Genomic DNA, 25,485 nt, shown 5'->3' with positions numbered 1-25,485 from the left:
TACAAAATGCAATTGATATGCTTAAAATTTTGCAGTTTGTGTAAAGAGAAAGAGACTGGATCAAAAGTATTTAAATTCTTTTGTCCCAGCCTCGTAAAATTATTTACTTATGAACATTTGTGTCCAGTGATGACCATTCTGATCGTATCCGACTCCGAGATGAGTAAAATCACTACTAAGAATGTTCTTCCGATGACCTTCGCTATTCATCCAGGATTGCACGACTTGTTCCGGCGTCTGTTGTCCTTGAGCAATATTCTCCCCTGCCGTCTTATAAGAAACTCCAAAATCTCTCATCATATCAAATGGTGAACCATATGTTGGACTTGTGTGTGAAAAATAGTTATTTTCCTGCATATCTTTTGACTTTGCTCTAGCAACACTGCTTAACTGTGCATCTGCTTCAAAGTCTGGAAGACCATTGTTGCGTCTTTCCACGTTTGTCAATTCAATTACTTTTCTTTCGTAATCACTAATGCCTGCCTCCCCTTGAGGACTGGTTTGCTGATCCGTTTCCTGTTGTGGGGTGGTTTCGACTTGCTGCTCCTCTTGTGGTGGTGCTTCTTGTTCTGTAGGAGCTTGTTCTTGCTGTGAACCTTGTTCAGGAGAAGTTCCTTGTTGCTCTTTAGTACCTCCCCCCCATTTGTTCTTCAAATGTTGTTTCCAATTAGAATTTTGTTGTCCATCCACTACAAATTTATATTTTGCTTCCTGAATTTTTACTGCCTTTGTCTCTGGATATTGTTCACTTGGTATTGCAGTACTGTCACTGGAAATGGAATCATCATCATTATCCATCCCTACAGCGTTCCAATTACCTCCATCCTGGTCCCCTTCACCTAATGGGGGATGGTATAATTCCCTCCAGTTTTGTGCTTCTAAATTATCTGATCCCATATCAAAAGCATTTTCATTCTCATTACACCCAACTACGAATAGCAATAACATCAATAAAGTAATACAATTTTTTTTCATTTCATTACTCCTCTTTTATTTTCTATGATTTTATTTTTTTCATAAAAAATAAAAGTATTTATGGGAATTTCAGATAAAAATATCCCAAATTATTAATGTAAAAAAAACCTTTCCCAAAATTGGGAAAGGTTTTTAATTGCATTTTTTTACTTACTTTCAATTTTCACATTATATTCCTTCAGCCACGTATCCATTTGAATCAGGTGTGCAATTAATTGAGGACCGGACATCAATTGTCCGAAATAAGGCTCTTTAAAGGAGGTTCCACTAGTTTCTGCCAACTGATTTAGAACATTTTTGTCAAATAAATCAAACAAAGGAGAATCTTTCTTTAAAATTTCCTTTAATCCGTTTGTCACTAGCTCCGTATATACGGGATGATGCGTCTTAGGATATGGACTCTTCTTTCGATATAAAATTTCATCAGGTAGAATACCCTCTAACGCCTTCCTTAAAATACCTTTTTCTCGATTACCGTGCATTTTAATCTCCCATGGAATATTCCATACGTACTCCACAAGACGATGGTCTGCGAAAGGGACCCGCACTTCCAAACTGGCTGCCATACTCATCCGGTCCTTCCGGTCAAGGAGAGTCATCATGAACCAAATCATGTTCACATAGAACAGTTCTCGCCTTTTTCTGTCTATACCTGTTTCTCCCTCTAATACTGGGACTTCTTCCAATGTCTCCTGATATCTTTTCTGAACATAATCCGCTAATTGAAGTCTGTCTCTCCAATGGGATTTAAGCATAGATTCCCGTTCTAGAACAGACCTCATCCAAGGGAAAGTCGGTTGATTCATCATTTTTTCGTCGTGGAACCATGGATATCCACCGAATATTTCATCGGCACATTCCCCTGATAAACCTACAGTTACATCTTGTTTAATCTGTTTGCAAAACCATAATAGAGACGAATCAATATCTGCCATCCCAGGCAGGTCCCTTGACCGAACCGCATCTTTTAAGTAGTCAAATAATAATTCGTTGGAGAGGATACAGTTTTTATGCTCTGTTCCAAACGCCTTATGCATTTTTTCCACCCATGGGGCATCGGAATTGGGCTGGAACTTACTTTCCTTAAAAAACTTTTCATTCTCTTCATAATCAATGGAAAAGGTTTTTAATGTCTCTCGCCCCTGCTCGTTAAAATAATTGGAAGCGATAGCTGTGATAGCACTGGAATCTACACCACCAGATAGAAAAGTACATACTGGCACATCAGAAACAAGTTGTCTTTGCACTGTATCAGTAAATAAGGAACGGATTTTTTCAGCTGTTTCTTCCACATTGTCCTCATGTTTCTCACTCTTCACTTGCCAGTACCGTCTTATTTCCAGCCCAGTTTGGGACACCCTCATCCAATGGGCAGGACGCAGTTCCTCCATCCCCTTATATACTCCATGTCCTGGTGTTCTTGAAGGACTTAAACCGAGGACTTCACAGAGACCCTCATCATCAATAACAGCATCCACATCAGGATGATTTAAAATGGCTTTCATTTCTGAACCAAACAGAATCCCTTCGCCGAGTTTATAAAAAAATAGTGGTTTAACACCAAGTCTGTCCCTTGCTAAAAAGACTTGTTTTTTATCCCCATCCCATATGGCAAAGGCAAAGATACCATTTAATTTATCAACGCATTGTTCCCGCCAATGTATATATGCTACTAGTAGTACTTCCGTATCGGAATGGGATTCGAATGTATAACCTAGTCGAAGCAACTCTTGACGAATATCATCTGTGTTATACAGCTCACCATTGTAGCATAAAGTAAACGTATTTCCTTGATGTTCCTTTACCATAGGCTGCCTACCACCTGTTGGATCAATTACGATGAGTCGCTTATGGCCAAATGCCACATGTTCCCCTATCCAAGTATTCGTGGCATCAGGTCCCCTGAATTCCAGTGGTTTTGTCATAGTTTCCACCGTTTTTGTGTGATGGGTTAACGGGCGATAAAAGTCGATCCAACCAGTGATTCCACACATACTATTTTATCCCTCATTTCAATATATTTGATCTTTTACCATGCTATTCACTTCCCTTTGTCCAATGTACCTTAACATTTTTAAAAAATAATAAGAAAAGCGTAAGCGCCTTTGGTCACGAGCGTAGGGCAGTGGAGGAATGACAACAGAAGTCCGCTCTTTGACTTCAGTTGTCACTTCCGAAGTGCCCCGTAGCGAGTAGGCGCTGGAGCTAGACAACTTGCCCGAAGGTGCAAAAACTTATACTTTCTACCTTTTAAGAAAAGCGTAAGCGCCTTTGGTCACGAGCGTAGGGCAGTGGAGGAATGACAACAGAAGTCCGCTCTTTGACTTCAGTTGTCACTTCCGAAGTGCCCCGTAGCGAGTAGGCGCTGGAGCTAGACAATAAGAAAACGTGTCTACCTATTCGATAGACACGTTTTCTTATTTAATTTGTCGTCGTTACAGCTTTAAGGATTTCCCCATTTCGTCAAGGCAACATCTTTACATCTAATTTCCCGCTCCCATCCTCTCACGGATGTGAGCTAACAGTCGTTCACACCCTTCTTCCACAAGCGTATATACTTCCTTGAAATTCCCAGTAAAGTAAGGGTCTGGAACATCCACAACGGAGTTGGAAGGAACAAAATCCAATAAACGCCTTATCTCTCCAGTCTTATTATCAGTCCCCTTAAGTCGATGGAGATTTCCCACATTGGATGCATCCATTCCTATAATATAATCGTACTCTTGTAAATCGTCCGGCATAACTTGTCTTGCTAACATCCCAGCATGACTCACGCTATGTTTCTCTAAAATTTCAATGGTTCCCTCATGTGGTCTGTTTCCCACATGCCAATTACCCGTCCCTGCAGAATCCACAACTATGTCTTCGCCTAATTCCGCTTCGTTTACTTTCTGTCTAAAAATAGCCTCCGCCATGGGAGACCGGCAAATATTACCGAGACATACGAATAGAACTTTTATCACAATACCAAACCCCTTTTAAACTTCTTTATCATTGCATTTATTATAACAGTCCACATTAAAAAGTAATACCGACTACAAAAAACCACACCTTTTAGTGTGGTTTTTTTGGGAGATGAATTATTAAATTTGGAATTAGCCTGATTTATTTTAATAAATGTTTATAGTTTTTTCGAATATCGTTTATAACTTCTTCTACGGAAGAGAAATCTTTCCCTACTTGATACGTTTTAATATTTGTTAATGAATCCACTGAGCATCCGGCTAAAATTTGAACCACTTCTTCCGGATCACACTCTATTTCTTCCACTTTCTCCCCATCACAGTGACAATCTGCATTATCAAACAGTTCATATATTACTGCAACATTTTCCCCAACTTCATCTAACATTAACTCTGTGGTTTCGACTAAATCTTTGACAATCATGACAAACGCCCTTTCCCCTCTAAGGTTTTGTACGAACCTCACTTTTATTTACAGCTTAACTATACATCTTTCCAGTACATATTTGGTTATAAATTTATGACGATTCTTTTAACATTTCCTCCTTCAGAATTTAATTAATAATTCAATATCTTAAGACTTTTACCTCCCCTTGCTCTCGATTAAATTTTAGAGTAAAATAAGAACAAACGTTCTTATTTATTGCGTTTTTTTAAGGAGGGATAAACAATGACTAATCGGGATCGGGGAGTAATTAAATGGACCTCCATGATGCTTCCAGAGCATGTTCAAATGTTAAAAAAACTTTCAGAGGAACACCAAAAAATAAAACCACCTGAAATAGATGGCCAAGTTTTAGAAGAATGGAGCAGAACATTAGCGGAGGCCTACCAAGGGGAGTCTCCCCTTCTTATCACTACCGTAACGGCCGGAAGAACAGAAACTTTTCGCGGATTCGTACGGAAATTAGACCAAATGGAGCGGCAACTTTGGCTGGAATGTCCCATCACTTCCAGAAGATTCCGAATTCCATTTCAGGAAATTGTGGATATATATATTGATACAGCCAATGAACAGGAGTCTTTATAATTTGTTGAAAATGATGTGGCGTATACACGAGGCCACTGAAAAAGTATAAAACAACTTTTTCAGTTCCTTTTATTTGTATACACCCACATCATTTTTCATTTCAAAAACCACGGCTCTAGCTCACTTAAAGCCCATTAATTTTTTTACGTGATTACAGTTTTCTTTTGAAGTCAACAGTTCTAGCAGTTTGAATGCCACATCAAATGCTGTTGAAGGGTTGTGGGAAGTAATGATATTCCCATCCATTACAACAGGTTGGTCCGGCAGCACATTCACCCCAAAACTTCTGAGCTGATTTTGTCTGTGTCCGCTACTAAGGTTATAGGTCGTTCCGTTCCTCCCTTTCAAAATACCACTCTTCCCAAGAGGAAGTGCGCCTACACAAATAGAAGCAATGAATTTCCCTTTTTCATGGAACTCTCTGATTAGCGTCAGTACGTCTTCCCGATAAGCATCTTTATAGTAATCGGCATGCTCAAATCCACCGGGAACGGTAAGGGCATCAAACTCATCAGTATTCACTTCAGATATGACCATTTCTGGAATGACAGTAAAATTCCAGGTGCCCTTCACTTGTTCCCTTGTCCCAACGGTTACCAGCTTTGTTGTGCCGTCCCCTTCTAATAGATTCCAACCAAAAACATCAGTAAATACACTTGCTTCCACTTCTTCAAAACCGTTCGGCAACAATAAACATATTCGCTTCACGAGTATCGCTCTTTTCTATCATTGGATGAGTTTATTATAGCACTGGAAAACCACAAAACTTTTTAAAATTTATGGCCTCCAATGAGGGTATTTCGATGTCTAGCTGTTCCCCCTTCAGTATAAGACACACCACGGAGCAGGGCATTGGCACCATGTTTTCTCCGGATCTCATCCATAGCATACCCAAGGGCTCTCTGCCTCGGGCGAGACGTATCGAAAAGGTTTAATTGAATCGAACTGTCCTCACAAACATTCGCTAAGGCAACAGAGATGCGCCTCACAATACTCCCATCATAGTTCCTCTCAAAAAGCTGCAAACAAGCTTCGTAGAGTTCCAATGTAATATTAGTAGGTTCGGCAACCGTTATCTGACGGTTGAATCCGGAATGACTAGCGTCCTTACTGTAACCAATCCCTAAAACGATCGTCTGCCCTGCTTTATGTTCCTTTCGGGCTCTTGCCCCTACCTCTTCACACATCTCTAATATCACACGTTTTACTTGAACAGGATTGTCATAGTCGCGCATTAATATCTGACTTTTTCCGTAGCTAATCTGTCCGTCTAGAAGAGGTGCACCAAGCTCGGAAAGATCTACTCCCCACGCATGGTAATAAAGCTGGTTTCCCATTATATCAAACTTTTTTTCCAGTTTATTCAATGGGTATTTTGCCAGTTGTCCCACTTTAAATATCCCCATTTGATGAAGTCGTTTCTCTAACCGGGAACCAATACCCCACATTTGCTGGAGGGGATAGATAGGCCACAACTTCTGTTCCACATCCTCATACCCCCATTTGGCAATCCCGCTTTTTTGCTTTTTTGCTTCAATATCCAAACAAACTTTAGAAAGGAGCATGTTTGGACCAATCCCAATGGCACAGGATAGTCCAAAATGTTTGTATAGATCTTTTTGAATTTGTCTGGCGAACTCCCACTCATTTCCCCATAGTCGTTCTGTCCCCCCAATATCCAAGAAACTTTCATCTACACTGTAAGTATGAATTGCCTCCATCGGAACATAATGATGAAACAGTTCCGTTACTTGGACAGAAATATTTAAATAGGTGGCCATCGTTGCATTCACTAATTGAATTCGAGAATCCTTCGGTACTTCGAATAGCCTGTTTCCAGTTTTAATGCCAAAATCCCGTTTCAACGCTGGTGTTGCAGCTAAAATGACGCTTCCATCACGGTTTTTATCTCCTACGACACCAAGATGACAGGTTAGGGGGTCTAATCCTAATGCAACTGCTGCGCAGCTGGCGTAAAAGCTTTTCATATCTATACATAGGATCGTCCGTTTAGGAAAAGAGCCATAATCCACATCCATTTTACCACCCCTAATAAAAGAACATACGTTCGAGTGTTTTTATTATATGTTACATTGTTTCTGTTTATCAACAGGAAATTAATAACTTATAATTAATGGTTTTTCCTTTTGTCCACATAGGTTGCAAACTCAGGGATGGCAAGATCAGAAGGGAAACTATCATACTGTCTAATGGAAAAGAAAAAAATTCATACAGTTTGACGAATGGAATCTTCAAGAAAAAATAGTAGGCTATAAGTAGAGATATCTGTATTACACAAAGGGGTGAATGAGATGAAAAAAGAAGGCGATACAAAAGCAAGGAAAGGCACCAGATCAGTTTGGTCTGGAGAAAAGGAATATTTAGTACACGGTGCAACACAAGTTCCAGTCGTGCACAGTGTATCTTTTGGATATGATGACATTGATGAATGGTTCGAAGTTGCAATTGGGAATAAACAAGGCCATATTTATGGTAGAAATACAAATCCGACAGTTCAGGCATTTGAAGATAAAGTGAAAGACTTAGAAGGGGCGATAGCTGCGACAAGTTTTTCCACAGGAATGGCTGCAATCAGTAATGCTCTCTCCACCGTATTAGTACCTGGTGATCGTGTTGTTTCCATTAAAGACACTTACGGTGGAACAAATAAGATTTTTACTGAATTTTTGCCAAGGTTAAATATTGATGTCACTTTATGTGAGACGGGAAATCATGAAGAGATTGAAGCGGAGGTAAATAAGGGCTGCGACATCCTTTATATCGAAACACCTACAAATCCCACAGTTAAAATTACTGATCTCAAGCGGATGGTGAAAGCAGGACATGGTGCAGGGGCTCTTGTTTTTGTGGATAACACATTTGCTACACCTATCCTTCAAAACCCATTAGAATTTGGTGCAGATTTGGTGATTCACAGTGCGACGAAATTCCTTGGAGGTCACGCTGATGCTTTAGGTGGGGTAGTCTGCAGTAATAACAAAGAATTAGTGGAAAGAATATATCATTATCGGGAAATCAATGGGGCAAGTCTTGATCCCATGGCTGCTTATTTACTTTTACGTGGGATGAAAACACTTCATTTAAGAATAAAACAGCAGTGTGAGAGTGCCCATAAAATTGCACACTTTTTACAAGAGCACGATAAAATTGAAGCAGTGTTTTATCCAGGTTTAGAATCTCATCCAAACCATGAAATTGCAAAAAAACAAATGCGTGATTTTGGAGGAATGCTGAGCTTTTCTGTCAAAGGAGAACTGGATTCTATCAGGGAATTCTTCCCTAAACTAAAATATGCCAATAAGGCAGCGAATCTCGGTGCTGTAGAGACTACAGTAGGTCCTGCACGTACCACAAGTCATGTTGAAAATACACCAGATGAACGGGCAGCACTTGGAATTCCAGAAGGGTTGGTCCGTTACTCCGTTGGAATTGAAAATGTGGAAGATCTCATAGAAGACCTTGAGTATGCATTAAGTTTTGTCACCGATAAATAAAAATTCTCACATGCGGCTGGGACATAGTTGTGTCCCAGCCCGTATTATTACGGCTACTATTTCTTTCTGAATTGTTTACCTGCCACCGCTTCCACCAAACCGGGAAACAACTGATATAATTTTGTCCCCATACTCATCCATCCTGGAAGATTAAGTTCTCGCTTTGGCTTTTCAAATAAATTCACTGTTTTTCTTGCAACATCTTCTGCGTCTAACATGTATCGCTCCACATTTTTTTGATATTCTCCAGATTGATCTGCAAGATCAAAAAATGGCGTACGAACAGGACCGGGATTAACAGAACTCACATGAATTCCGCTACCGGCCAACTCCAAACGCAAGCTGTTAGCAAATCCTAAAATAGCATGCTTAGTAGCAGAGTAGCCACTTGATTTGGGAGTAGCCAACTTCCCTGCTTGGGAAGCGATAAAAACAATATGACCCGTTCCATTCCTGTGCATGGATGGAAGTACCTCTTTCGTACAAGCCACCGCCCCAAATACATTAACATCAAACATCGATTTAATCTGATCTAAGGAAGCATCTTGAACATATTCAAAAATAGCAAATCCCGCATTATTAATTAAACCATGGATTTCCCCAATAGTATGTATTTTTTGAAAAATCCTTTCCACTTGTTCCGCATCTGTTATGTCCAGTGCAAATACAATGGGAACTATCCCGGTATCCCTTTCAATCTCTGTGGCTGTTTGACTTAATTTTTCATAAGACCTTGCCAGCATAATTGGAGTACCACCACGTCCTGCCACTTCCCGCGCAATCCATTCCCCTATTCCACTGGATGCACCTGTTATGACAATATGTTTTCCATCCCATGTCCACATAGTAACCTTCCTTTCCAACACATAAGTCTATGCTACTTATTATACTTGAATCTAAAAAAAACACCTCGAAATTTAGCTAATTTTTAAATATATATTGACATATGCGTCAATGCAACTCATAATTAGGAACAATTTATTAAATTAACGCAGATAAGTGAGCAGTAAAGAAAGGGGATTAAGCACCATGAAGTTACGTGTAAGTATGATTGGGGCAGGAAATATGGCTGAAGCACTCCTAAAAGGTTGGCTTAAAAATGGTCACTTAAAAGGGGAACAGCTTACTATTACTAATCGGTCAAATGACGATCGACTGAAAGAATTAAAAAATACGTACGGAATTAAAACAACAAGAAATACTGACGAGTTATTGGCACCAGGAACACTCGTCATACTAGGATGTAAACCGAAGGACTGGCGGGTAGCTATTAAACCATTTAAACCTTATTTCACAAATAATACGCCAATTGTTTCGGTCATGGCGGGTGTTACTACAAGATCGATAGAAGAAGAATTAGTGACAGAAATCCCAGTAATTCGCTCCATGCCTAATACATCTGCTTCTGTTGCTGCATCTATGACGACACTTTGCTACGGTCAACATGTCCCTTATCAAATCCGTGAAGAGGTGCGAACCCTCTTTCAATACATCGGTGAAACGGCAGAAGTACCTGAGGATCAGATGGATGCCATGACAGCGTTAGTAGGTACAGGTCCTGCTTACATCTATTATTTAATGGAATCTATGGAAATGGCTGCAATAAAGATGGGCATTGAACCAGAGTTAGCAAAAATACTTGTGTCCCAAACACTCTTAGGGGCTAGTCAACGAGTGCAGCAAAGTGACGAGCACCCTAAGGACTTATATCAGCAAATTATGAGTCCAGGGGGAACAACCGAAGCGGGATTTAATGTTTTATCAGAGCACAATGTCCAAGACGCTTTATTATCTTGCATCCTCGCTGCTTGGGAAAAATCAAAAGAGCTTGGAAGTCAGAATATATACACGAAGTAATATTCGTCATTCCCCCTTTAATTGATACCTTCCAATCACTTTCATAATAAGCTATAATGAAAGCAATATTGTTGCAGTGTTTAGTTATATCAAAGTACTTGCAAATGGTTTTTCCTGATTAGGAGGTATGAAGTATGAAAAAAAGCCAATACGACGTTGTCATCGTCGGTGGTGGCTTAGCCGGTTTATCTGCTGCTGCTTCCCTGGCTCACCATGGTAAAAAAGTAGCACTTATTGAACGTGGAAAACTTGGCGGACGTGCCATGACTATAAATATGAAAGGATTCCAATTTAACTTTGGAGCCCATGCCATCTACGGCCGAGATCAATCCTATTTAACAACCATGGAACGTGATCTCGGTTTAAAATTGTACTGGTCTGATTTTACACAGATGAAAGCGAAATATGATTTAGGGGAAGACGTATCTGTCGTCCCATCCAACATCGGTGGTCTACTGCAGACCAAACTATTAAAGGGAATGGATAAATTCCGTTTCGCCTATCATATTTTGTTTACAATGTTAGGATTTGAAAAGGGCGACCCTAACGTTTCTATCCAGCAATGGCTTGATCGTAAGAAAGTAAGTCCTGCCGTTAAAGAAATGATGCTAAACTTAGCATCGTCGAATTTTTTCACCGGTGAACCAGAAAAAATACCTTCCGATGTTTTCTTTGGTTATTACCGGAGATTGTTTAAAACAAATATTCCAGTAAGTTATATTCAAGGTGGGTGGAATAAGCTTGTGGAACAATTTGTTAACGTCATCGAAAAAAACAACGGTGAGATCATTACGAAGACTGCAGTGGAACGAATTACAGTTGAAAATGAAAAAGTAAGAGAAGTTCATACAAAAAAGAACACGTTTTATGCAGAGCATTTTATCTTCGCAATTCCTCCAGAGGAATTAAGAACGCTCTTCCAAGGGACCGTCATTGAATCGGATTTGGAAAGCTATTCGGATTATGAACCCACGTATGTTATGTTCTATGATATCGGTTTAAGGAAACGGATTGAGTCTCCTTATACATATATTTTTGATAGAGACCGGCAGATTTTCATTTCTGATATTTCTTATTACGATATGGAAGCCGCACCACCAGGAGGGCAATTGTTACAGGCTGTTGCATATTTAAGATCAAATGATATTCACGATCCTAAAGCACATGAAAGACTAAAAGGGGAAATTGAAGCCTTTTACGATAAACACTTCGAAGGTTGGAGAAAACAACTTGTGATACCAAGAGTGTCAAAAGTTGCTGTAGTACAAGCGATTAAGTGGACGATGCACCAGCGTGGTTTACCTACTTCGTTCTCGAAAATCTCCAACACTTACTTTGCCGGAGATTGGTGCCAAGGGGAAGGGCAGTTATCAGAACTCTCATTTTCCAGTGCATACCAAGTAAGTCAAAGAATCTTAAAAAAATCTGCGGATCAAAAAGGGGCATAATTCCATATCCATAAACCTCCGTTGTTAAATTACGGAGGTTTTCCTTTTTATTGTTTCTTATTTTAAAACTTTCTAGTAGAATAATATTGTATTTTTTGTTTTGGAGGCTTATACATGTTAAACAACACAAACAACTCAACTTCTATGCCAGAATGGAAAAAAAGGATAGGAACTATTGTAGATCATCGTTATTTTTCTAGAACCATTATTATATTAATTTTATTTAACGCCCTCGTCGTAGGAATTGAAACGTATCCACATATTTACGATGACAATAAAATGATTTTCTTTCGAATTGACTTAGCCCTCCTATGGATCTTTACAATTGAAATTGCACTACGATTACTTGCTTCCTCACGGTTAAAAGACTTTTTTAAAAGTCCTTGGAATTGGTTTGATGTATTAATCGTATCCCTTGGTCACATATTTGCTGGTGCCCACTTTATTACCGTACTAAGAATTTTAAGGGTTCTCCGTGTATTCCGGGCCATTTCTGTCATTCCTTCTCTCCGCCGGTTAGTGGATGCCTTATTAATGACTATCCCAGCCTTAGGAAACATTATGCTTCTAATGAGCATTATTTTTTATATTTTTGCCGTAACAGGAACAATGCTGTTTCGGGAAGTTGCTCCAGAGTTTTTCGGTTCCTTACAACTCTCTTTATTAACACTCTTTCAAGTTGTTACATTAGAATCCTGGGCTAGTCAGGTGATGCGTCCGATCTTTGAACAACTTCCATGGTCTTGGGTTTATTTCGTAGCCTTTGTTCTCGTTGGAACCTTCGTTATTTTTAACCTTTTTATAGGTGTTATTGTTAATAATGTGGAAAAAACAGAAGCAGTAGAGGAAAAGGAAAGTACAAAAAAAGAGATTATGGAACTAAGACGGGACATTTCAGAACTAAAATCTTTGATAGAACAACAATATAATCGAAAGTAATCTCACACTACCAATCCTTCTATACAGAAGTTTATGAGATGAAACATACCATAAAGATATGTGAGATAATCTGACAAAATCCCAAACAATCTTACTAACACGTGGTATAGTATTGATTAACTAAATCGTAAATCAATAATTGAAGGTAGGGATTCCTATTGTCATATAAAGATAAGAAAGTGATTGGTATTGGAATTGCAAGTGAACTTACTGGTTTATCAGAACGGAAAATACGCTATTATGAAGAAAGAAAGTTAATCTTCCCTGAGAGAAGTAAAGGTGGAACGAGAAAATATTCCTTTCATGATGTGGAAAGGCTAGTGGAAATTGCCAATAAAATAGAAGATGGTATGCAAACTTTTGAAATACGACGAGAAGAAATGAGAAAACTTAAGAAAACCGATATTCGTGATAAGATGTTACGTGGTCAATTAAATGTTGCATTTAAAATGAGAAAGTAAAAGTTCCCTGTCTCCTTTGGAGCGGGGATTTTTTTTATATCTTCAAAAATCATCTGTCCCCGTTTCCATTTATTTTTTTCATTTCAGGGCAAGATAAACCTACTATTGTCTTTCATTATATAGGAGGAAGCTCTCATGTGGAATTCACTAAGAAATACTATATTACTTCTCACCATCATGAATATTTACTTTATTACTACACCAATTACAGCATCTGCAGAATCTCCAGAAGAAAATAAAAACGGAAAAGTAGCCATTATCATTGATGATTTTGGTGGAGATACAGGAGGTGTAGAGCACTTTTTTGAATCTGACATCCCGATTACAGTGGCTATTATGCCTTTTTTAGAGGAGTCGACAGAACAGGCACACAAAGCCCATGAGTTAGGTCTAGAAGTGATGATTCATCTCCCATTAGAGCCAAAGAGGGGGAAAAAATCATGGCTCGGCCCCCTCCCCATAACAGCAGATTTAGAAACGGATGAAGTTAAAAAACGTGTAGAGAAAGCCATTGAAGATGTACCACATGCCCGGGGGATAAACAACCATATGGGATCAAAAATAGTGGAAGATGAAAGAATTATCCGTGCCATCTTAGAAGTAGTTAAAGACCATGGTTTGTATGTAATAGACAGTGGAACGAGTGGAAAAACAGTAATTCCTAAAATCGCAAAGGAGTTAGAAATTCCTTATTCAGTACGGGATTCCTTTTTAGATGATACACACTCCTCCAGAAGTCATGTCTATAAACAGATGGTTTATGTTTGTAATATGGCACGAAACTATGGAGAGGCAATAGCTATTGGACATGTAGGAGTTAAAGGTTTAAACACATATCATGGAATCACCGATGCTCTCCCTTATTTTAAAAATAAAAATGTCTCCATTGTCCCTGTTTCACATCTTCTGGAGACTAAACTCGAAGAGAAACCAGGGACGTTTTGGCAAGAGAAGGACTAAGGAGGAGATCAGGAAATGGGTGCAATTGACGTAATCAATGATCAATTAATCATGCGTTTTAAGGCAAAAGACGGAACGAATGTCACTCTTCGGCCTGCAGAGATAGAAGATGCATTCGATATCATTACAAATGTGGAGTGTATTATTCAAGAAGGAAAATATATTCAAAAAGAGAAGGTAAGAACAGTGGAGGAAGAGAAAGCGTTTATTGAAGAAATGAAAGTGAAGGATAATATGTATGCAGCAGTTGATGTAGATGGTCATGTTGTTGGTATCGCACGTTGCATTCGTGGTGACTTAAACATGAAACGGCATACTGGTTTATTTCGAACATGGCTCAGTAAGGAAGCACAAGGAAAGGGGTTAGGGAATAAAATTATGGACTACACCCTCGAATGGGGAAAGATCCATCAACTTCACAAAATTTGTTTAACTGTTTTTGCATCAAATCAAATCGCAAAACAATTATATGAAAAATATGGATTTGTTGTGGAAGGAGTTCAGAGAGAACAAGTTCTAATAGGAAATAATTTCGATGATGAAATATTCATGGCTTACTTTTATTCTTAATCATAAAAAGAGACTGGGACAAAAATATTTTAAATTAATGAGAAAACCGAACGAAGTAAAAGTTGATACATCTCATTCATTCCAGAAATATACTTCGCTAAGGTTGTATAAAGTTGGCATTCTCAGATAAACACTTTCATTGTGTCCCAGTCTCCTCTAATTTAAAGGTTTAGTTTGAAAAGATATAACGAATCCCTAATTTTACAATTTTCGGAATGTCGGTAAATGATTTTGAAATATTTAAACGCTCTGTCCATCTATGGGGATCTTTACCAACAGGACCAAAATTCATTACGGCTACATTCAGTTCTTCTATTTCCTCTAATGGTATATCATAAGAAATTTCCCACAAAGGCATACTCTTAGTTAAAGGAGACAAGCCACTAGTGCCTTCCGTCAAGGAGAGATAACTTAAATCAGACAAACCAGGAAAGTACTTAATTACGGTTAACTCTTCCTTCATTACTTCATTTGTCAATTTTTCTAACTCTTCACTTAATCCCTTTATTAATTCGTTACTTGCCGAGCATACAGCGGGGTAGTATGGAGGAGAATAATATAACACTATCATAGGAGCCAGCTCTTTACATATAGTCGAAATTTCATTGACGATTTGATAAGATTTTTCCCGATCATCACCACTGACAGTAGCAAGTACGCGTGAAAGTCTCCGATTTAATTCCTCATTACCCACTTTTTTTAAGGCATATTCCCATAGCTCCTGATAAGAGAGAACTGTTATTTTTCTTTCTTTCACAGAATACCCTGGACTATCAACAAATGCTGCCTCCTTTGCTCTATATTCTATCGTTATTTGTTCAGCCGCCTTTTTTGCGAGATGTAATAACTGATTAGTAATTTCCTCGCTTGATTTTTTCATAGTAAATAAGTTAAAAACAGACACAGCTTTGTGTGGAATTTGCACAGAGTAATCAACTTTTAAGTCTTTTTGTAATAAATTACTTGGAGGTGGTGTTTTCTCATTCTCTACCGTTTCTGAGAGATCTGGATTCAATTCTATTAATCTTGTGATATAAGAAGCCATAAAGTTTCCGTTTAATCCAGAGAAAGGCTCTGCAACGTGTGCTTCTTCTCCCATACAGTAGAACCCAGGGAGCATTTTTCCTAGAGAACCTTGATACACATATAAATGATCATCTCCAGGAAACTTTGCAAACATTGGCTCCGTATTCCATACTAACTCATATTTCAAATGATATTTTTCTTTCAACTCCAATAAAACAGGGACTGCCGCTCTCATTCCTGTAGAATTCACTTCTTCGTCAGGAACACCAAGGAATAAGATATTTCCATCAAATTCTCCATACGCTGCTGCCTCAACTAGACTCATACACAAGGCAATTCCAGCCTTCATGTCCATTACACCACGACCAAAAAGCCACTCTCCACTATTTAGATCATTCTGTACTGCTTTTGGTAGTAGATCGTATTGTTCTTCCATCTGTTTAGTAAATTCCCGAGGCCGAAAAGCCAAGTGTTTCCAATCACCATAATCTTCCACATCTACCACATCTAAATGGCCAGAAACAATTACAGTCTTGTCTGTATTTTTTGTGCTCTTCACTAGTGATGTAACAAATTTCCTTCCATCCTCGGTATGATAGGTTTGTATATGATCCCCATTATCTTGAAAATAAGGAAGAGACCGAAGTTCATGGTCAACAAATTCCACGATTCCCACTTCCTCCTCCGATCCCGTTACACTTCCATATTCCACTAATGCTATAGTTAATTCCTTTAACCCTTCTCTAGACTGCCACTTCTTCACTCACGTCACCTACCCATCGACTTTATCCCTTCTATCATACCAAAAATTCTTCGTTAACCGAATAATTTATTGTTTCATTGTCTGTTTAAAAGGGATAATTACTGCGGGGGGACGCTGGATAAATTCTTCTACCGTCCTGTATCCTTCCTTTTTTCTCTTATCGAACGTTGTTTTAGAAATGGGACGTTTTCTCCCCCATTGTAGAGATGAAATATCTTCCCAAGAGTTATAGGTAATAACTTCTTGTTTAAAGTAATAGCAGTTTCCAGAAGGATATTTTTCACAAATATATTTTACCGTCTGTTTACTGTGCAAATTAATCACCCCATTTGTAGTATGGGTGGACAATAAGAAACATAAACGATAGACAAGCACTAAATATATACATTTCGCACAAAAAGTATTGTAAGCGTTTTCATAAGGCATTGACTTTTCTCTCCATACCCACTAACATAGTAATGGGAAATTGATTTTTATTCGTATTTAGTTTTCGATCATGAAAACAAATCTAAAAAAGAAAGTGTGCATACACATGCAAAAAGTAGACGATTGGGGTATTTTAGAAACATCCATTGCTCCGTTTTTAATTCCCATTGAAAAGGTTGCACATGTTCAGCCTGAGAACTCAATAGAACATGCATTATTGGTATTAGTTAAATCTGGATACACTTCTATTCCTGTATTAGATACACGATTCAAATTGCAAGGATTAATTAGTAAGGCACAAATTTTAGATTCCATTATCGGATTGGAACGGATTGAACCGGAACGCCTTCAAGAAATATTGGTTTCGAGCGTAATGACGACAAAGATTGCCAGAGTAAATAGTTCAGAAAAACTTGAACGTGTCCTTTCCTATTCTATCAATCATCCTTTTATTTGTGTAGAGGATGAATCCGGGGCTTTCTTAGGAATTATTACTCGAAGTAAACTATTAGCCTATTTAAATGGATATTTCCATGAACAGAAGAGAAGAGCAAAAGAATAAGACCATTTCAGATGTGAGATCGAGAATAAAACTTAAAAGGTGCGGAACCTCGAATGGGTTCCGCACCTTTTAACGATCTTTTATCCAGCAGGATTTAATTCGTGAATGGAATGAATAAACTGAATCGTTGTTTTGTTAAATTGTTCCGGTTGGTCAATATTGCAAACATGACCTGAATTTTCAATACATTCTAAAGATAAGGAGTTTATATTTTGCTGTTCCACCAGATCTTCCACTGCTGGCAAGAACAAATAATCTTCCTCTCCCATCACAAATAAGGTAGGTATACTATAAAAATCATGCTGAAGCCGTTTTAATAAAGGGTTGATAGATTTTGTTAATTGAAACCAGCGGACAAATTCCTTTTGGCACATCTTTTTTGCCTGAAGTACAAAGGAATTTCGAGATTCAAGATGGTTTTTTTTTGGCATAATAATCCATGCGAACAGTCGGTATAACCACATATACGGAAGTATATATTTACTTAAGTTACCAAGAAAAATTAACAACTTCGTCCTTGCGTTTAAGTCTATTACTGCTCCACCTAAGATCATGGAATTTATCCGCAACCTATGTTTTTGGGCTATGGTTTGAATGACGATCGTCCCTAATGAAATTCCAACGAAATGGGATGATTTAATCTTTAGGTGATTAAGTACTTTCACTACTTCGTCTGCAACTTCGACAAATGAATCACCTTTTTCCCATGTGATATTTTTTGATTTCCCATGTCCCCTCAAATCCACTAACAATAAATTAAAGTGTTTTTTATATTCCTTGATTTGTTTAAACCATGTTGCAGAATTTCCCCCTGCACCATGGATGAATGTTACCCAAGGTTTTACAGGATCTATGATGTAGTGTCTGTAGTGTAACATTAGCAGAAACTCTCCCTTTCGTTTACAATTTCTAAGATAATACTATTCTATCTATCATTCTATCAAACTTTTAAGCTTGTCACAAAATTGTTTGGGTTAAAAATTGTATGGAGCATGGTCCCTTACATTTCTGTGACAGGTGTTATTGTAAACCAAAACAGCGAAGCTCAGAACCTTCGCTGTTTTGGCTATGTTAATTTACCCTCTTAAACTTTCGTAATCTTAGTGTGTTTAACACAACGGAGACAGAGCTGAAAGCCATTGCAGCACCTGCAAGCATTGGATTTAACAGAATTCCGAATGCTGGATATAGCATCCCTGCTGCGACGGGAATTAAAACAATATTATATCCGAATGCCCAACCAAGGTTTTGCCAAATCATCTTCATCGTAGCTTTGGAAAGGCGTAAAGCTGTCACAACGCTCATGATATCTCCACGCATTAACGTAATATTTGCCGTTTCCATAGCCACATCTGTTCCTGTACCGATTGCAATTCCCACGTCTGCCTGTGCAAGCGCTGGAGCATCGTTTATTCCGTCTCCAACCATGGCCACAACTTTTCCTTCTTCTTGAAGATTTTTTACTTCCTCTGCTTTGTCTTCAGGTAAAACTTCTGCAATAAAACGGTCAACTCCCGTTTCATGTGCAATCGCTTCTGCCGTTTTAAAGTGGTCACCCGTAATCATTACCACTTCGAGGCCCATCTTTTTCATTTCTTGGATCGCACGAATGGAGTCCTTTTTCACTGTATCTGCAACACCAATAATTCCTGCACATTCCCTGTTCACAGCAATAAACATGGGAGTTTTCCCTTGATTCGCTAATCTGTCTGCCTCTTTCCTAATCGTCGATGTCTCTATTTTTCGTTCCTTCATGAGTTTTATATTACCAATCAATACTTCTTTCCCATCCACTGTCGCTTCAATACCGTGTCCCGTTATAGAGTTAAACGTCTCAGGTTCACTAAGGCTAATTTTCCTTTCCCTTGCCCCTTGAACAATCGCATCTCCCAATGGATGTTCTGATGAAGTTTCAACAGAAGCTGCTATCCGCAGTATTTCATTTTCCGAAAGAGATGCTGTCTGGATAATATCTGTCAGTTTCGGCTTCCCTTCTGTAATTGTACCTGTTTTATCAAGAACTATGGTTGTTATTTTATGAGCCTTTTCTAAACTGGATGCATCTTTAATCAGAACTCCATTTTCCGCACCCTTTTCCGTCCCTACCATAATTGCAGTTGGGGTTGCAAGGCCAAGTGCACATGGACAAGCAATAATTAGTACTGCAATGAATGTCGTAAGAGCAAAAATAATTGGAGGTTCTGGACCAAGAAAGTACCATATAACAGCCGACAATGTAGCAATAATCACAACAGCAGGAACGAAATAAGCTGATATTACGTCAACAATCCGTTGGATAGGAGCTTTGGACCCTTGAGCTTCATTAACTAGACGTATGATCTGAGCTAGGGCAGTTTCTTTCCCCACTTTCGTTGCACGAAATCGGAAACTTCCAGATTTGTTCATCGTAGCCCCGATAACTTCATCATCTACTGTTTTTTCCACTGGGATAGATTCACCTGTGAGCATCGACTCGTCCACAGAAGACATCCCTTTAATAACGATACCATCTACAGGTATTCTTTCCCCCGGTTTAACAATAATCTCATCTCCACGGATTACTTGCGTAATAGGTATATCCATTTCATAACCATTACGATAAACCCGAGCTGTCTTTGCCTGCAGATTCATTAATTTTTTTATCGCATTCGAACTCTTACCTTTCGCCTTTGCCTCGAAATATCTGCCTAAAAGTATTAGAGTGGTAATAACTGTCGTGACATCATAGTACAATTGATACGGAAATCCCATTCCTGTCAATGTATTAGGGAAGATGGTTATGGCTCCACTATAAAGCCATGCTGACGTTGTCCCCATGGCAACTAAGACATTCATATCCGCTGATTTATTTTTTAAGATTTTATAACTGTTTTTATAAAATCTCCACCCTGGAACCAATTGGACATACGTGGTTAATAGTAACAAAAATAATGGGCTGGATAACAAGCTTGGAACCCACGTTCCCCATCCATGCATCATATGGGGAATACTTCCAATAAGCACGATAGTTGTTACAATAGCCCCATATGTGAAATCCCTTTTTAACTTGGTGATTTCCATCTCCTGTTCATCATCATCTGATTCTGGATTAGAATCCTCCAGAAGAGAGGTTTCATATCCTAACTTTGTAACACGTTCAACGATAGATTGAGGATTAAAGGAAGAATCATTAACTTCCACTTGGGCCTGATTAGACGCCAGATTCACCGTCGCGTGTTCCACACCATCTATCTTTTTTATAATTTTTTCCACTCGATTAACACACGATGCACAAGTCATTCCCTTGACGGAATACAAATATTTAACTTGATTAGGATCTTTCTTTAATGTTGCTTCAAATCCTATTTTATTGATCCTTTCTACAATATCAGCAGGTTCCACTGAATCTGGGTTAAACTGAACTTGCGCTTGATTTGTTGCCAAGTTTACACTGACTGTGTTAACACCATCTAGTTTTTGGACAACTTTTTCTACCCGCATCACACAGGATGCACAGGTCATACCTTTTATGGCAAATGTCTCTTTCTTTAATTCCATGTTTATCCCTCCTGATTCAAAATAACAAGGGTATCCTTTTCCAGCTACACATATACCTTTGTAAAACAAGGAAATAAGTTATATTTTTCAATATACCATTATGGGGTATAATAAACCAATTATAACTTATAGTTCTTAATATGTCATGGATTAACGACTCTTCATTTGTAAAGCCTACCTATATTATAATAACTCCTAAAGAAAGCAAAGACTAAGGGGTATTAAAGGATTCTTTTTGACGCTCCTTCCATGAAGGATGGCCTTTTTCTGCTCTATTAGTACTGCCAGATAAAATACTTATTAAGAAATAGATAGGAAATGTAAACTTTATGTAAATTTTTGTCGATGCAAAGGATATCCAAGCTTTTACTCGAATTTAATAATAATCAAAACAATGAGGTGATTTTATTGGATACACTTATTTTTGCCCATCGGGGAGCTGCGGGAACCCACCCCGAGAATACAATGGCATCATTTGAAGCTGCATTAAAAGCAGGTGCAGATGGTATTGAGTTGGATGTACAACTAACAAGTGATAATGTGCCTGTTATCATTCATGATGAAACGGTAAACCGCACAACAGATGGGGAAGGATGGATTAAAGACCTCACTTACGAGGAAATCTCTAAGCTCGATGCTGGAACTTGGTTTGATTCATCTTTCAATAAAGCTAGCATCCCTACCCTTGACCAAGTTTTAGACTGGGTAAAGCCTACCCGTTTACTTCTTAATATCGAACTTAAAAATGGTGTAGTACGTTATTCTAATCTCGAAAAAATCATTTTGGACCTTATTAATAAATACGAGATGAAGGATCGTGTTATTATATCCTCCTTTAATCATTATAGCCTTGTGGAAATGCATCAACTTGATCCTGAGGTGGAAACAGCAATCCTATTTATGGAAGGAATTTATGAGCCTTGGAAGTATGCTAAAAGCATTGGGGCAAAGGGATTACATTGTTTTTTACCTGTTGCTGTCCCTGAACTATTAATTGGTGCTGCACAAGCAGAAATGCCTGTTAGACCGTTTACAGTTAATGACGATAATCATATGGAAAATTTAATAAAAGCTGGATGTCCTGCAATAATTACTGACTGGCCAGAAAAAGCAGTTCATATTAGAAATAAAGCAGCAAATACAAAGTAATTTGGAGGGGAAGACATGGAACATGATAAACCTTTTTCCTATGGGAAAATATTTGTAATTGGAAGCGGTTTCTTCGCATTGACACTTATTTGGACTTTTTACAATGCCTATATGCCATTGATTCTTGGGGACTTTATAGAAAGCCGTGCTATCCGCGGAGCAATAATGGGGTTGGATAATTTACTTGCCGTTGTTCTCATCCCTATTATTGGGGCCTGGTCCGATAAGGTGGATACTAAGATAGGAAACAGATTACCTTTTATTGTTGTAGGGATGCCCCTCGCTGCCATATTCTTTATTTTAATTCCTTTTGGTGCATCTGTAGCGTTATGGTTACTCCTTATAGTGGATATTATTTTTCTTCTTGCTATGACGATATATAGGGCTCCTGTTATCGCCTTAATGCCTGATCACACTCCTACCGAGAAGCGTTCAACAGCCAATGGAATTATTAATTTGATGGGTGGTGTCGGTGCTATTATTGCATTGTTTGGTCTTTCTTCACTTTATGGTATGGACAGATCCTACCCTTTTATCGTTGCAGGTCTTTTCTTGTTCTTTTCCTTTGTTCTTCTCTATTTTACAGTAGATCGGAGACCTCCATATGTTGGGACTTCTCAGGAAGAACTAGAAGAAGTACAAGCATCAAAATCTTTTTTTAAAGGACTTGGCAAATTAAAGAATCCTGAGTTTAGAGGACATTTATTTGTACTTATTGCCATTTTTCTTTACTTTATAGGTTACGCTGGGGTGGAAGCACAGTTTACGGTATATGCCGTGGAATACTTAAACATGGAAGAAAGTGCTGCTGGATTTACCCTTGGATTTTTCAGTTTAGCATTTGTTATTTTTGCTATTCCAGCTGGGTTATTAGGGAGCAAAATAGGGAAAGCACCAATCATGCTCATTGGCTTAATTATATTGCCATTAATATTTATTGCCATTCCTTTTCTACCAATATTGAATTCTAGTCTACCAGGAATTAACCAAGTTTTACTACTGCAAATCGTTTTATTTACAGGTGGGATTGCTTGGGCTCTAATCAATGTACAGGCTTATCCATTAGTAGCAGACTTAGGTGGGAAAAGTAAAATTGGCTTCTTTACAGGATTGTATTATTTGTTTTCTATGGCTTCTTCTATTGTGGCACCTGGTTTCCTCGGTCTCCTTATGGATGTATTCGCTCATCCGGCATTATTTTTCGGGGCATCAGCGAGCTTTTTCATCGCCTTTTTCTTTTTACGAAAAGGAAGTATAATTATTCAATCGAAGAAAGAGTTACCTCTCACCAATGAAATTCGTTAAAGCATATCTAAAAGAAAGCATCTCCACAGAACCTGCGGAGATGCTTTTTTATAGAAGATTTTATCGATTTACTTCATCACTTTACATATATTATTCGTAAACTCAACTGGATCTTCTACAGGTAGTCCTTCTATTAACAGAGCCTGATTATAAAGTAGGTTCGTATAAAGATTCAGTTTTTCCTTATCCGTTTCAAAAGCCTGTTTCAGTGATTCAAATACTTCGTGGTTAGGATTAATCTCTAAAACCTTATCTGCTTTCACGTTTTGATTATCCGGCATTGCTTGTAGAATCTTTTCCATTTCAATTGTAACTTCACCTTCAGATGCTAGGCATACCGGATGGTTTTTTAACCGTTTAGACACCCGTACATCCTTCACTTTTTCTGATAAAACTTGTTTCATATGATCAAATATTTCTTTACTTTCCTTTACATCTTCTTCTGATTCGTCCCTTTTCTCTTCTTCAATCCCTAAATCCCCACTGGAAACGGACTTGAATTCCTTCTCTTTATAAGTGACTAACATCCTAATTGCAAATTCATCAATGTCTTCTGTAAAATACAGAATCTCATACCCTTTGTCAGACACCATTTCAGTCTGTGGGAGTTTATCAATTCGATCAATAGAATCCCCCGATGCATAGTAAATATACTTTTGATCCTCTGGCATCCTTGAAATGTATTCCTCTAATGTTACTAACTGTTTTTCTTTGGAAGAGTGGAACAGTAATAAATCCTGCAGATCTTCTTTATTACTGCCAAAATCACTGTAAACACCATACTTTACTTGTCTTCCAAAAGATTCAAAAAACTTCTCATATTTTTCCCGGTCGTCCTTCAATAACTTCTGCAATTCACTTTTTATTTTATTCTTAATGTTTTTCGCAATCATTTTTAATTGTCTGTCTTGTTGCAACATTTCGCGGGAAATATTTAACGATAAATCTTCTGAGTCAACCATTCCTTTAACAAAACTAAAATAATCAGGGAGTAGATCAGAGCACTTATTCATGATCAATACACCACTTGAATATAGTTCCAATCCTTTTTCAAACTCTTTTGTATAGTAATCATAAGGCATATTTTCCGGTATAAATAAAATAGCATTGTAGCGTAATGTTCCATCCACACTAAGATGAATATGTTTTAAAGGTTTATCAAACCCATAATGCTTTTCTGAATAAAACTTCTCATAGTCTTCTGTCGTCAACTCACTTTTATTTTTTCTCCAAATCGGTACCATACTATTTACCGTTTGTTCTTCTGTATATTCTTCTAATTCTTCTTCATTATCTTCTTTTGGTCGTTGTCCGGAAACATCCATTTTAATTGGATAACGGATAAAGTCTGAGTATTTTTTTATGATATTTTTTAGTCGATACTCCTCCAGATAATCATCAAACTGTTCATCCTCAGTATTTTCCTTGATTTTTAGAATGATTTCCGTACCTGTCTCAGCCTTTTCCCAAGGTTCAATTGTATACCCTTCTGTCCCTTCAGATTCCCACTTATATGCTGTATCACTTTCAAGCGCTTTACTAATAACGGTAACCGTTTCAGCAACCATAAAAGCAGAATAAAACCCAACTCCGAATTGTCCAATAATATCATGCCCGTCTTTCAGTTCGGTTTCCTTTTTAAACGCTAACGATCCACTCTTTGCAATAATACCAAGATTATTTTCCAGTTCTTCCTTTGTCATTCCTATACCAGTATCAGTGATTTTCAAGGTTCTATTTTCCTTGTCGGGAGTTACTTTTATGTAGTAACTGTCTTGGTCAAAATTCAACGATTCATCAGTCAGTGCTTTGTAATACATTTTATCAATGGCATCACTTGCGTTGGATATAAGTTCTCGAAGAAAGATTTCACGATGAGTATAAATCGAATTAATCATCATCTCCAACAGTCTTTTTGATTCTGCTTTAAATTCCATTTTTGTAGCCATAGAAACTCTCCTTTCCTAACTCCACCATTTTTTATTCTCCTAATATCAGA

Annotated in this window: 23 protein-coding genes; 11 read left to right on the top strand and 12 right to left on the bottom strand. The window is 38.1% G+C overall.

What is annotated here, in order from left to right; translation table 11 throughout:
- Positions 1-99: 99 nt before the first annotated feature.
- The 4 genes from KS419_RS23630 to KS419_RS23615 form a co-directional block, all read right to left on the bottom strand.
- Positions 100-975, bottom strand: a complete 876-nt coding sequence (locus tag KS419_RS23630) for a CAP domain-containing protein (protein WP_343215114.1) — start codon at positions 973-975, stop codon at positions 100-102.
- A 146-nt stretch (positions 976-1,121) separates the two neighbouring features.
- Positions 1,122-2,969, bottom strand: coding sequence for an asparagine synthase (glutamine-hydrolyzing) (gene asnB / locus KS419_RS23625; protein ID WP_217069554.1), 1,848 nt, complete (start codon positions 2,967-2,969; stop codon positions 1,122-1,124).
- 489 nt (positions 2,970-3,458) lie between these two features.
- Positions 3,459-3,938 (bottom strand): low molecular weight protein-tyrosine-phosphatase, encoded by a 480-nt coding sequence (locus KS419_RS23620; protein WP_217069552.1) that lies wholly within the window; start codon positions 3,936-3,938, stop codon positions 3,459-3,461.
- 142 nt (positions 3,939-4,080) lie between these two features.
- Positions 4,081-4,362, bottom strand: coding sequence for a hypothetical protein (locus KS419_RS23615; RefSeq protein ID WP_217069550.1), 282 nt, complete (start codon positions 4,360-4,362; stop codon positions 4,081-4,083).
- A gap of 246 nt (positions 4,363-4,608) precedes the next feature.
- Here KS419_RS23615 and KS419_RS23610 point away from each other — a divergent pair, with 246 nt between their 5' ends.
- Positions 4,609-4,968 carry a YolD-like family protein gene (locus KS419_RS23610; RefSeq protein ID WP_217069548.1) on the top strand — a complete coding sequence of 120 codons (360 nt, stop codon included), beginning with the start codon at positions 4,609-4,611 and terminating at the stop codon, positions 4,966-4,968.
- Positions 4,969-5,088: 120 nt separating this feature from the next.
- Here KS419_RS23610 and KS419_RS23605 read toward each other — a convergent pair whose 3' ends face one another.
- Positions 5,089-5,676, bottom strand: coding sequence for a DJ-1/PfpI family protein (locus tag KS419_RS23605; RefSeq protein ID WP_217069546.1), 588 nt, complete (start codon positions 5,674-5,676; stop codon positions 5,089-5,091).
- A 62-nt stretch (positions 5,677-5,738) separates the two neighbouring features.
- Positions 5,739-7,007, bottom strand: coding sequence for a Y-family DNA polymerase (locus KS419_RS23600; protein WP_217069544.1), 1,269 nt, complete (start codon positions 7,005-7,007; stop codon positions 5,739-5,741).
- Between the two features lie 273 nt (positions 7,008-7,280).
- Between KS419_RS23600 and KS419_RS23595 the strand changes: the two genes are divergently transcribed.
- A complete protein-coding gene (locus KS419_RS23595; protein WP_217069542.1) occupies positions 7,281-8,483 on the top strand; it encodes a cystathionine gamma-synthase family protein in 1,203 nt (400 codons plus the stop codon).
- Between the two features lie 56 nt (positions 8,484-8,539).
- On the opposite strand, the gene KS419_RS23590 is transcribed toward KS419_RS23595, so the two are convergent.
- A complete protein-coding gene (locus KS419_RS23590) occupies positions 8,540-9,328 on the bottom strand; it encodes an SDR family NAD(P)-dependent oxidoreductase (protein WP_217069540.1) in 789 nt (262 codons plus the stop codon).
- 184 nt (positions 9,329-9,512) lie between these two features.
- On the opposite strand from KS419_RS23590, the gene proC reads away from it, so the two are divergent.
- From proC to KS419_RS23560, 6 genes are all read left to right on the top strand, one after another.
- Complete coding sequence (gene proC, locus KS419_RS23585) at positions 9,513-10,340, top strand: pyrroline-5-carboxylate reductase (RefSeq protein WP_217069538.1); 828 nt, start codon at positions 9,513-9,515, stop codon at positions 10,338-10,340.
- 134 nt (positions 10,341-10,474) lie between these two features.
- Entirely contained in the window at positions 10,475-11,788 is a 1,314-nt protein-coding gene (locus KS419_RS23580; RefSeq protein WP_217069537.1) for a phytoene desaturase family protein, read from the top strand.
- Positions 11,789-11,902: 114 nt separating this feature from the next.
- A complete protein-coding gene (locus tag KS419_RS23575) occupies positions 11,903-12,727 on the top strand; it encodes an ion transporter (RefSeq protein ID WP_246594695.1) in 825 nt (274 codons plus the stop codon).
- A gap of 158 nt (positions 12,728-12,885) precedes the next feature.
- Complete coding sequence (locus KS419_RS23570; RefSeq protein WP_217069535.1) at positions 12,886-13,188, top strand: MerR family transcriptional regulator; 303 nt, start codon at positions 12,886-12,888, stop codon at positions 13,186-13,188.
- Between the two features lie 135 nt (positions 13,189-13,323).
- Positions 13,324-14,148 carry a divergent polysaccharide deacetylase family protein gene (locus tag KS419_RS23565; protein ID WP_246594687.1) on the top strand — a complete coding sequence of 275 codons (825 nt, stop codon included), beginning with the start codon at positions 13,324-13,326 and terminating at the stop codon, positions 14,146-14,148.
- Between the two features lie 15 nt (positions 14,149-14,163).
- On the top strand, positions 14,164-14,718 hold the full coding sequence (locus KS419_RS23560) for a GNAT family N-acetyltransferase (protein WP_246594677.1): 555 nt from the start codon (positions 14,164-14,166) through the stop codon (positions 14,716-14,718).
- A 169-nt stretch (positions 14,719-14,887) separates the two neighbouring features.
- Here the strand turns inward: KS419_RS23560 and KS419_RS23555 are convergent, their stop codons facing one another.
- Both KS419_RS23555 and KS419_RS23550 read right to left on the bottom strand, forming a co-directional pair.
- Positions 14,888-16,507 (bottom strand): M20/M25/M40 family metallo-hydrolase, encoded by a 1,620-nt coding sequence (locus KS419_RS23555; RefSeq protein ID WP_217069533.1) that lies wholly within the window; start codon positions 16,505-16,507, stop codon positions 14,888-14,890.
- Between the two features lie 66 nt (positions 16,508-16,573).
- A complete protein-coding gene (locus KS419_RS23550; protein WP_343215118.1) occupies positions 16,574-16,831 on the bottom strand; it encodes a hypothetical protein in 258 nt (85 codons plus the stop codon).
- Positions 16,832-17,039: 208 nt separating this feature from the next.
- On the opposite strand from KS419_RS23550, the gene cbpB reads away from it, so the two are divergent.
- Positions 17,040-17,495: a cyclic-di-AMP-binding protein CbpB gene (cbpB, locus tag KS419_RS23545; RefSeq protein ID WP_217069529.1), complete on the top strand. Its 456-nt coding sequence runs from the start codon at positions 17,040-17,042 to the stop codon at positions 17,493-17,495.
- Between the two features lie 80 nt (positions 17,496-17,575).
- Here cbpB and KS419_RS23540 read toward each other — a convergent pair whose 3' ends face one another.
- Both KS419_RS23540 and KS419_RS23535 read right to left on the bottom strand, forming a co-directional pair.
- On the bottom strand, positions 17,576-18,373 hold the full coding sequence (locus KS419_RS23540; RefSeq protein WP_217069527.1) for an alpha/beta fold hydrolase: 798 nt from the start codon (positions 18,371-18,373) through the stop codon (positions 17,576-17,578).
- A 193-nt stretch (positions 18,374-18,566) separates the two neighbouring features.
- Positions 18,567-21,032: a heavy metal translocating P-type ATPase gene (locus KS419_RS23535; RefSeq protein WP_217069525.1), complete on the bottom strand. Its 2,466-nt coding sequence runs from the start codon at positions 21,030-21,032 to the stop codon at positions 18,567-18,569.
- A 399-nt stretch (positions 21,033-21,431) separates the two neighbouring features.
- On the opposite strand from KS419_RS23535, the gene KS419_RS23530 reads away from it, so the two are divergent.
- Both KS419_RS23530 and KS419_RS23525 read left to right on the top strand, forming a co-directional pair.
- The gene (locus KS419_RS23530) at positions 21,432-22,181 is read left to right on the top strand and encodes a glycerophosphodiester phosphodiesterase (protein ID WP_343215117.1); all 750 of its coding nucleotides are present in this window, start codon (positions 21,432-21,434) and stop codon (positions 22,179-22,181) included.
- A 15-nt stretch (positions 22,182-22,196) separates the two neighbouring features.
- A complete protein-coding gene (locus tag KS419_RS23525) occupies positions 22,197-23,486 on the top strand; it encodes an MFS transporter (protein WP_217069521.1) in 1,290 nt (429 codons plus the stop codon).
- 68 nt (positions 23,487-23,554) lie between these two features.
- Here KS419_RS23525 and htpG read toward each other — a convergent pair whose 3' ends face one another.
- On the bottom strand, positions 23,555-25,435 hold the full coding sequence (gene htpG, locus KS419_RS23520) for a molecular chaperone HtpG (RefSeq protein ID WP_217069519.1): 1,881 nt from the start codon (positions 25,433-25,435) through the stop codon (positions 23,555-23,557).
- Positions 25,436-25,485: the final 50 nt, after the last annotated feature.

It is taken from the genome of Evansella tamaricis, assembly GCF_019042215.1.
GTDB classification, from domain to species: Bacteria; Bacillota; Bacilli; order Bacillales; family Salisediminibacteriaceae; genus Evansella; species Evansella tamaricis.
This window is presented reverse-complemented; position numbering and strand designations above follow the sequence as displayed.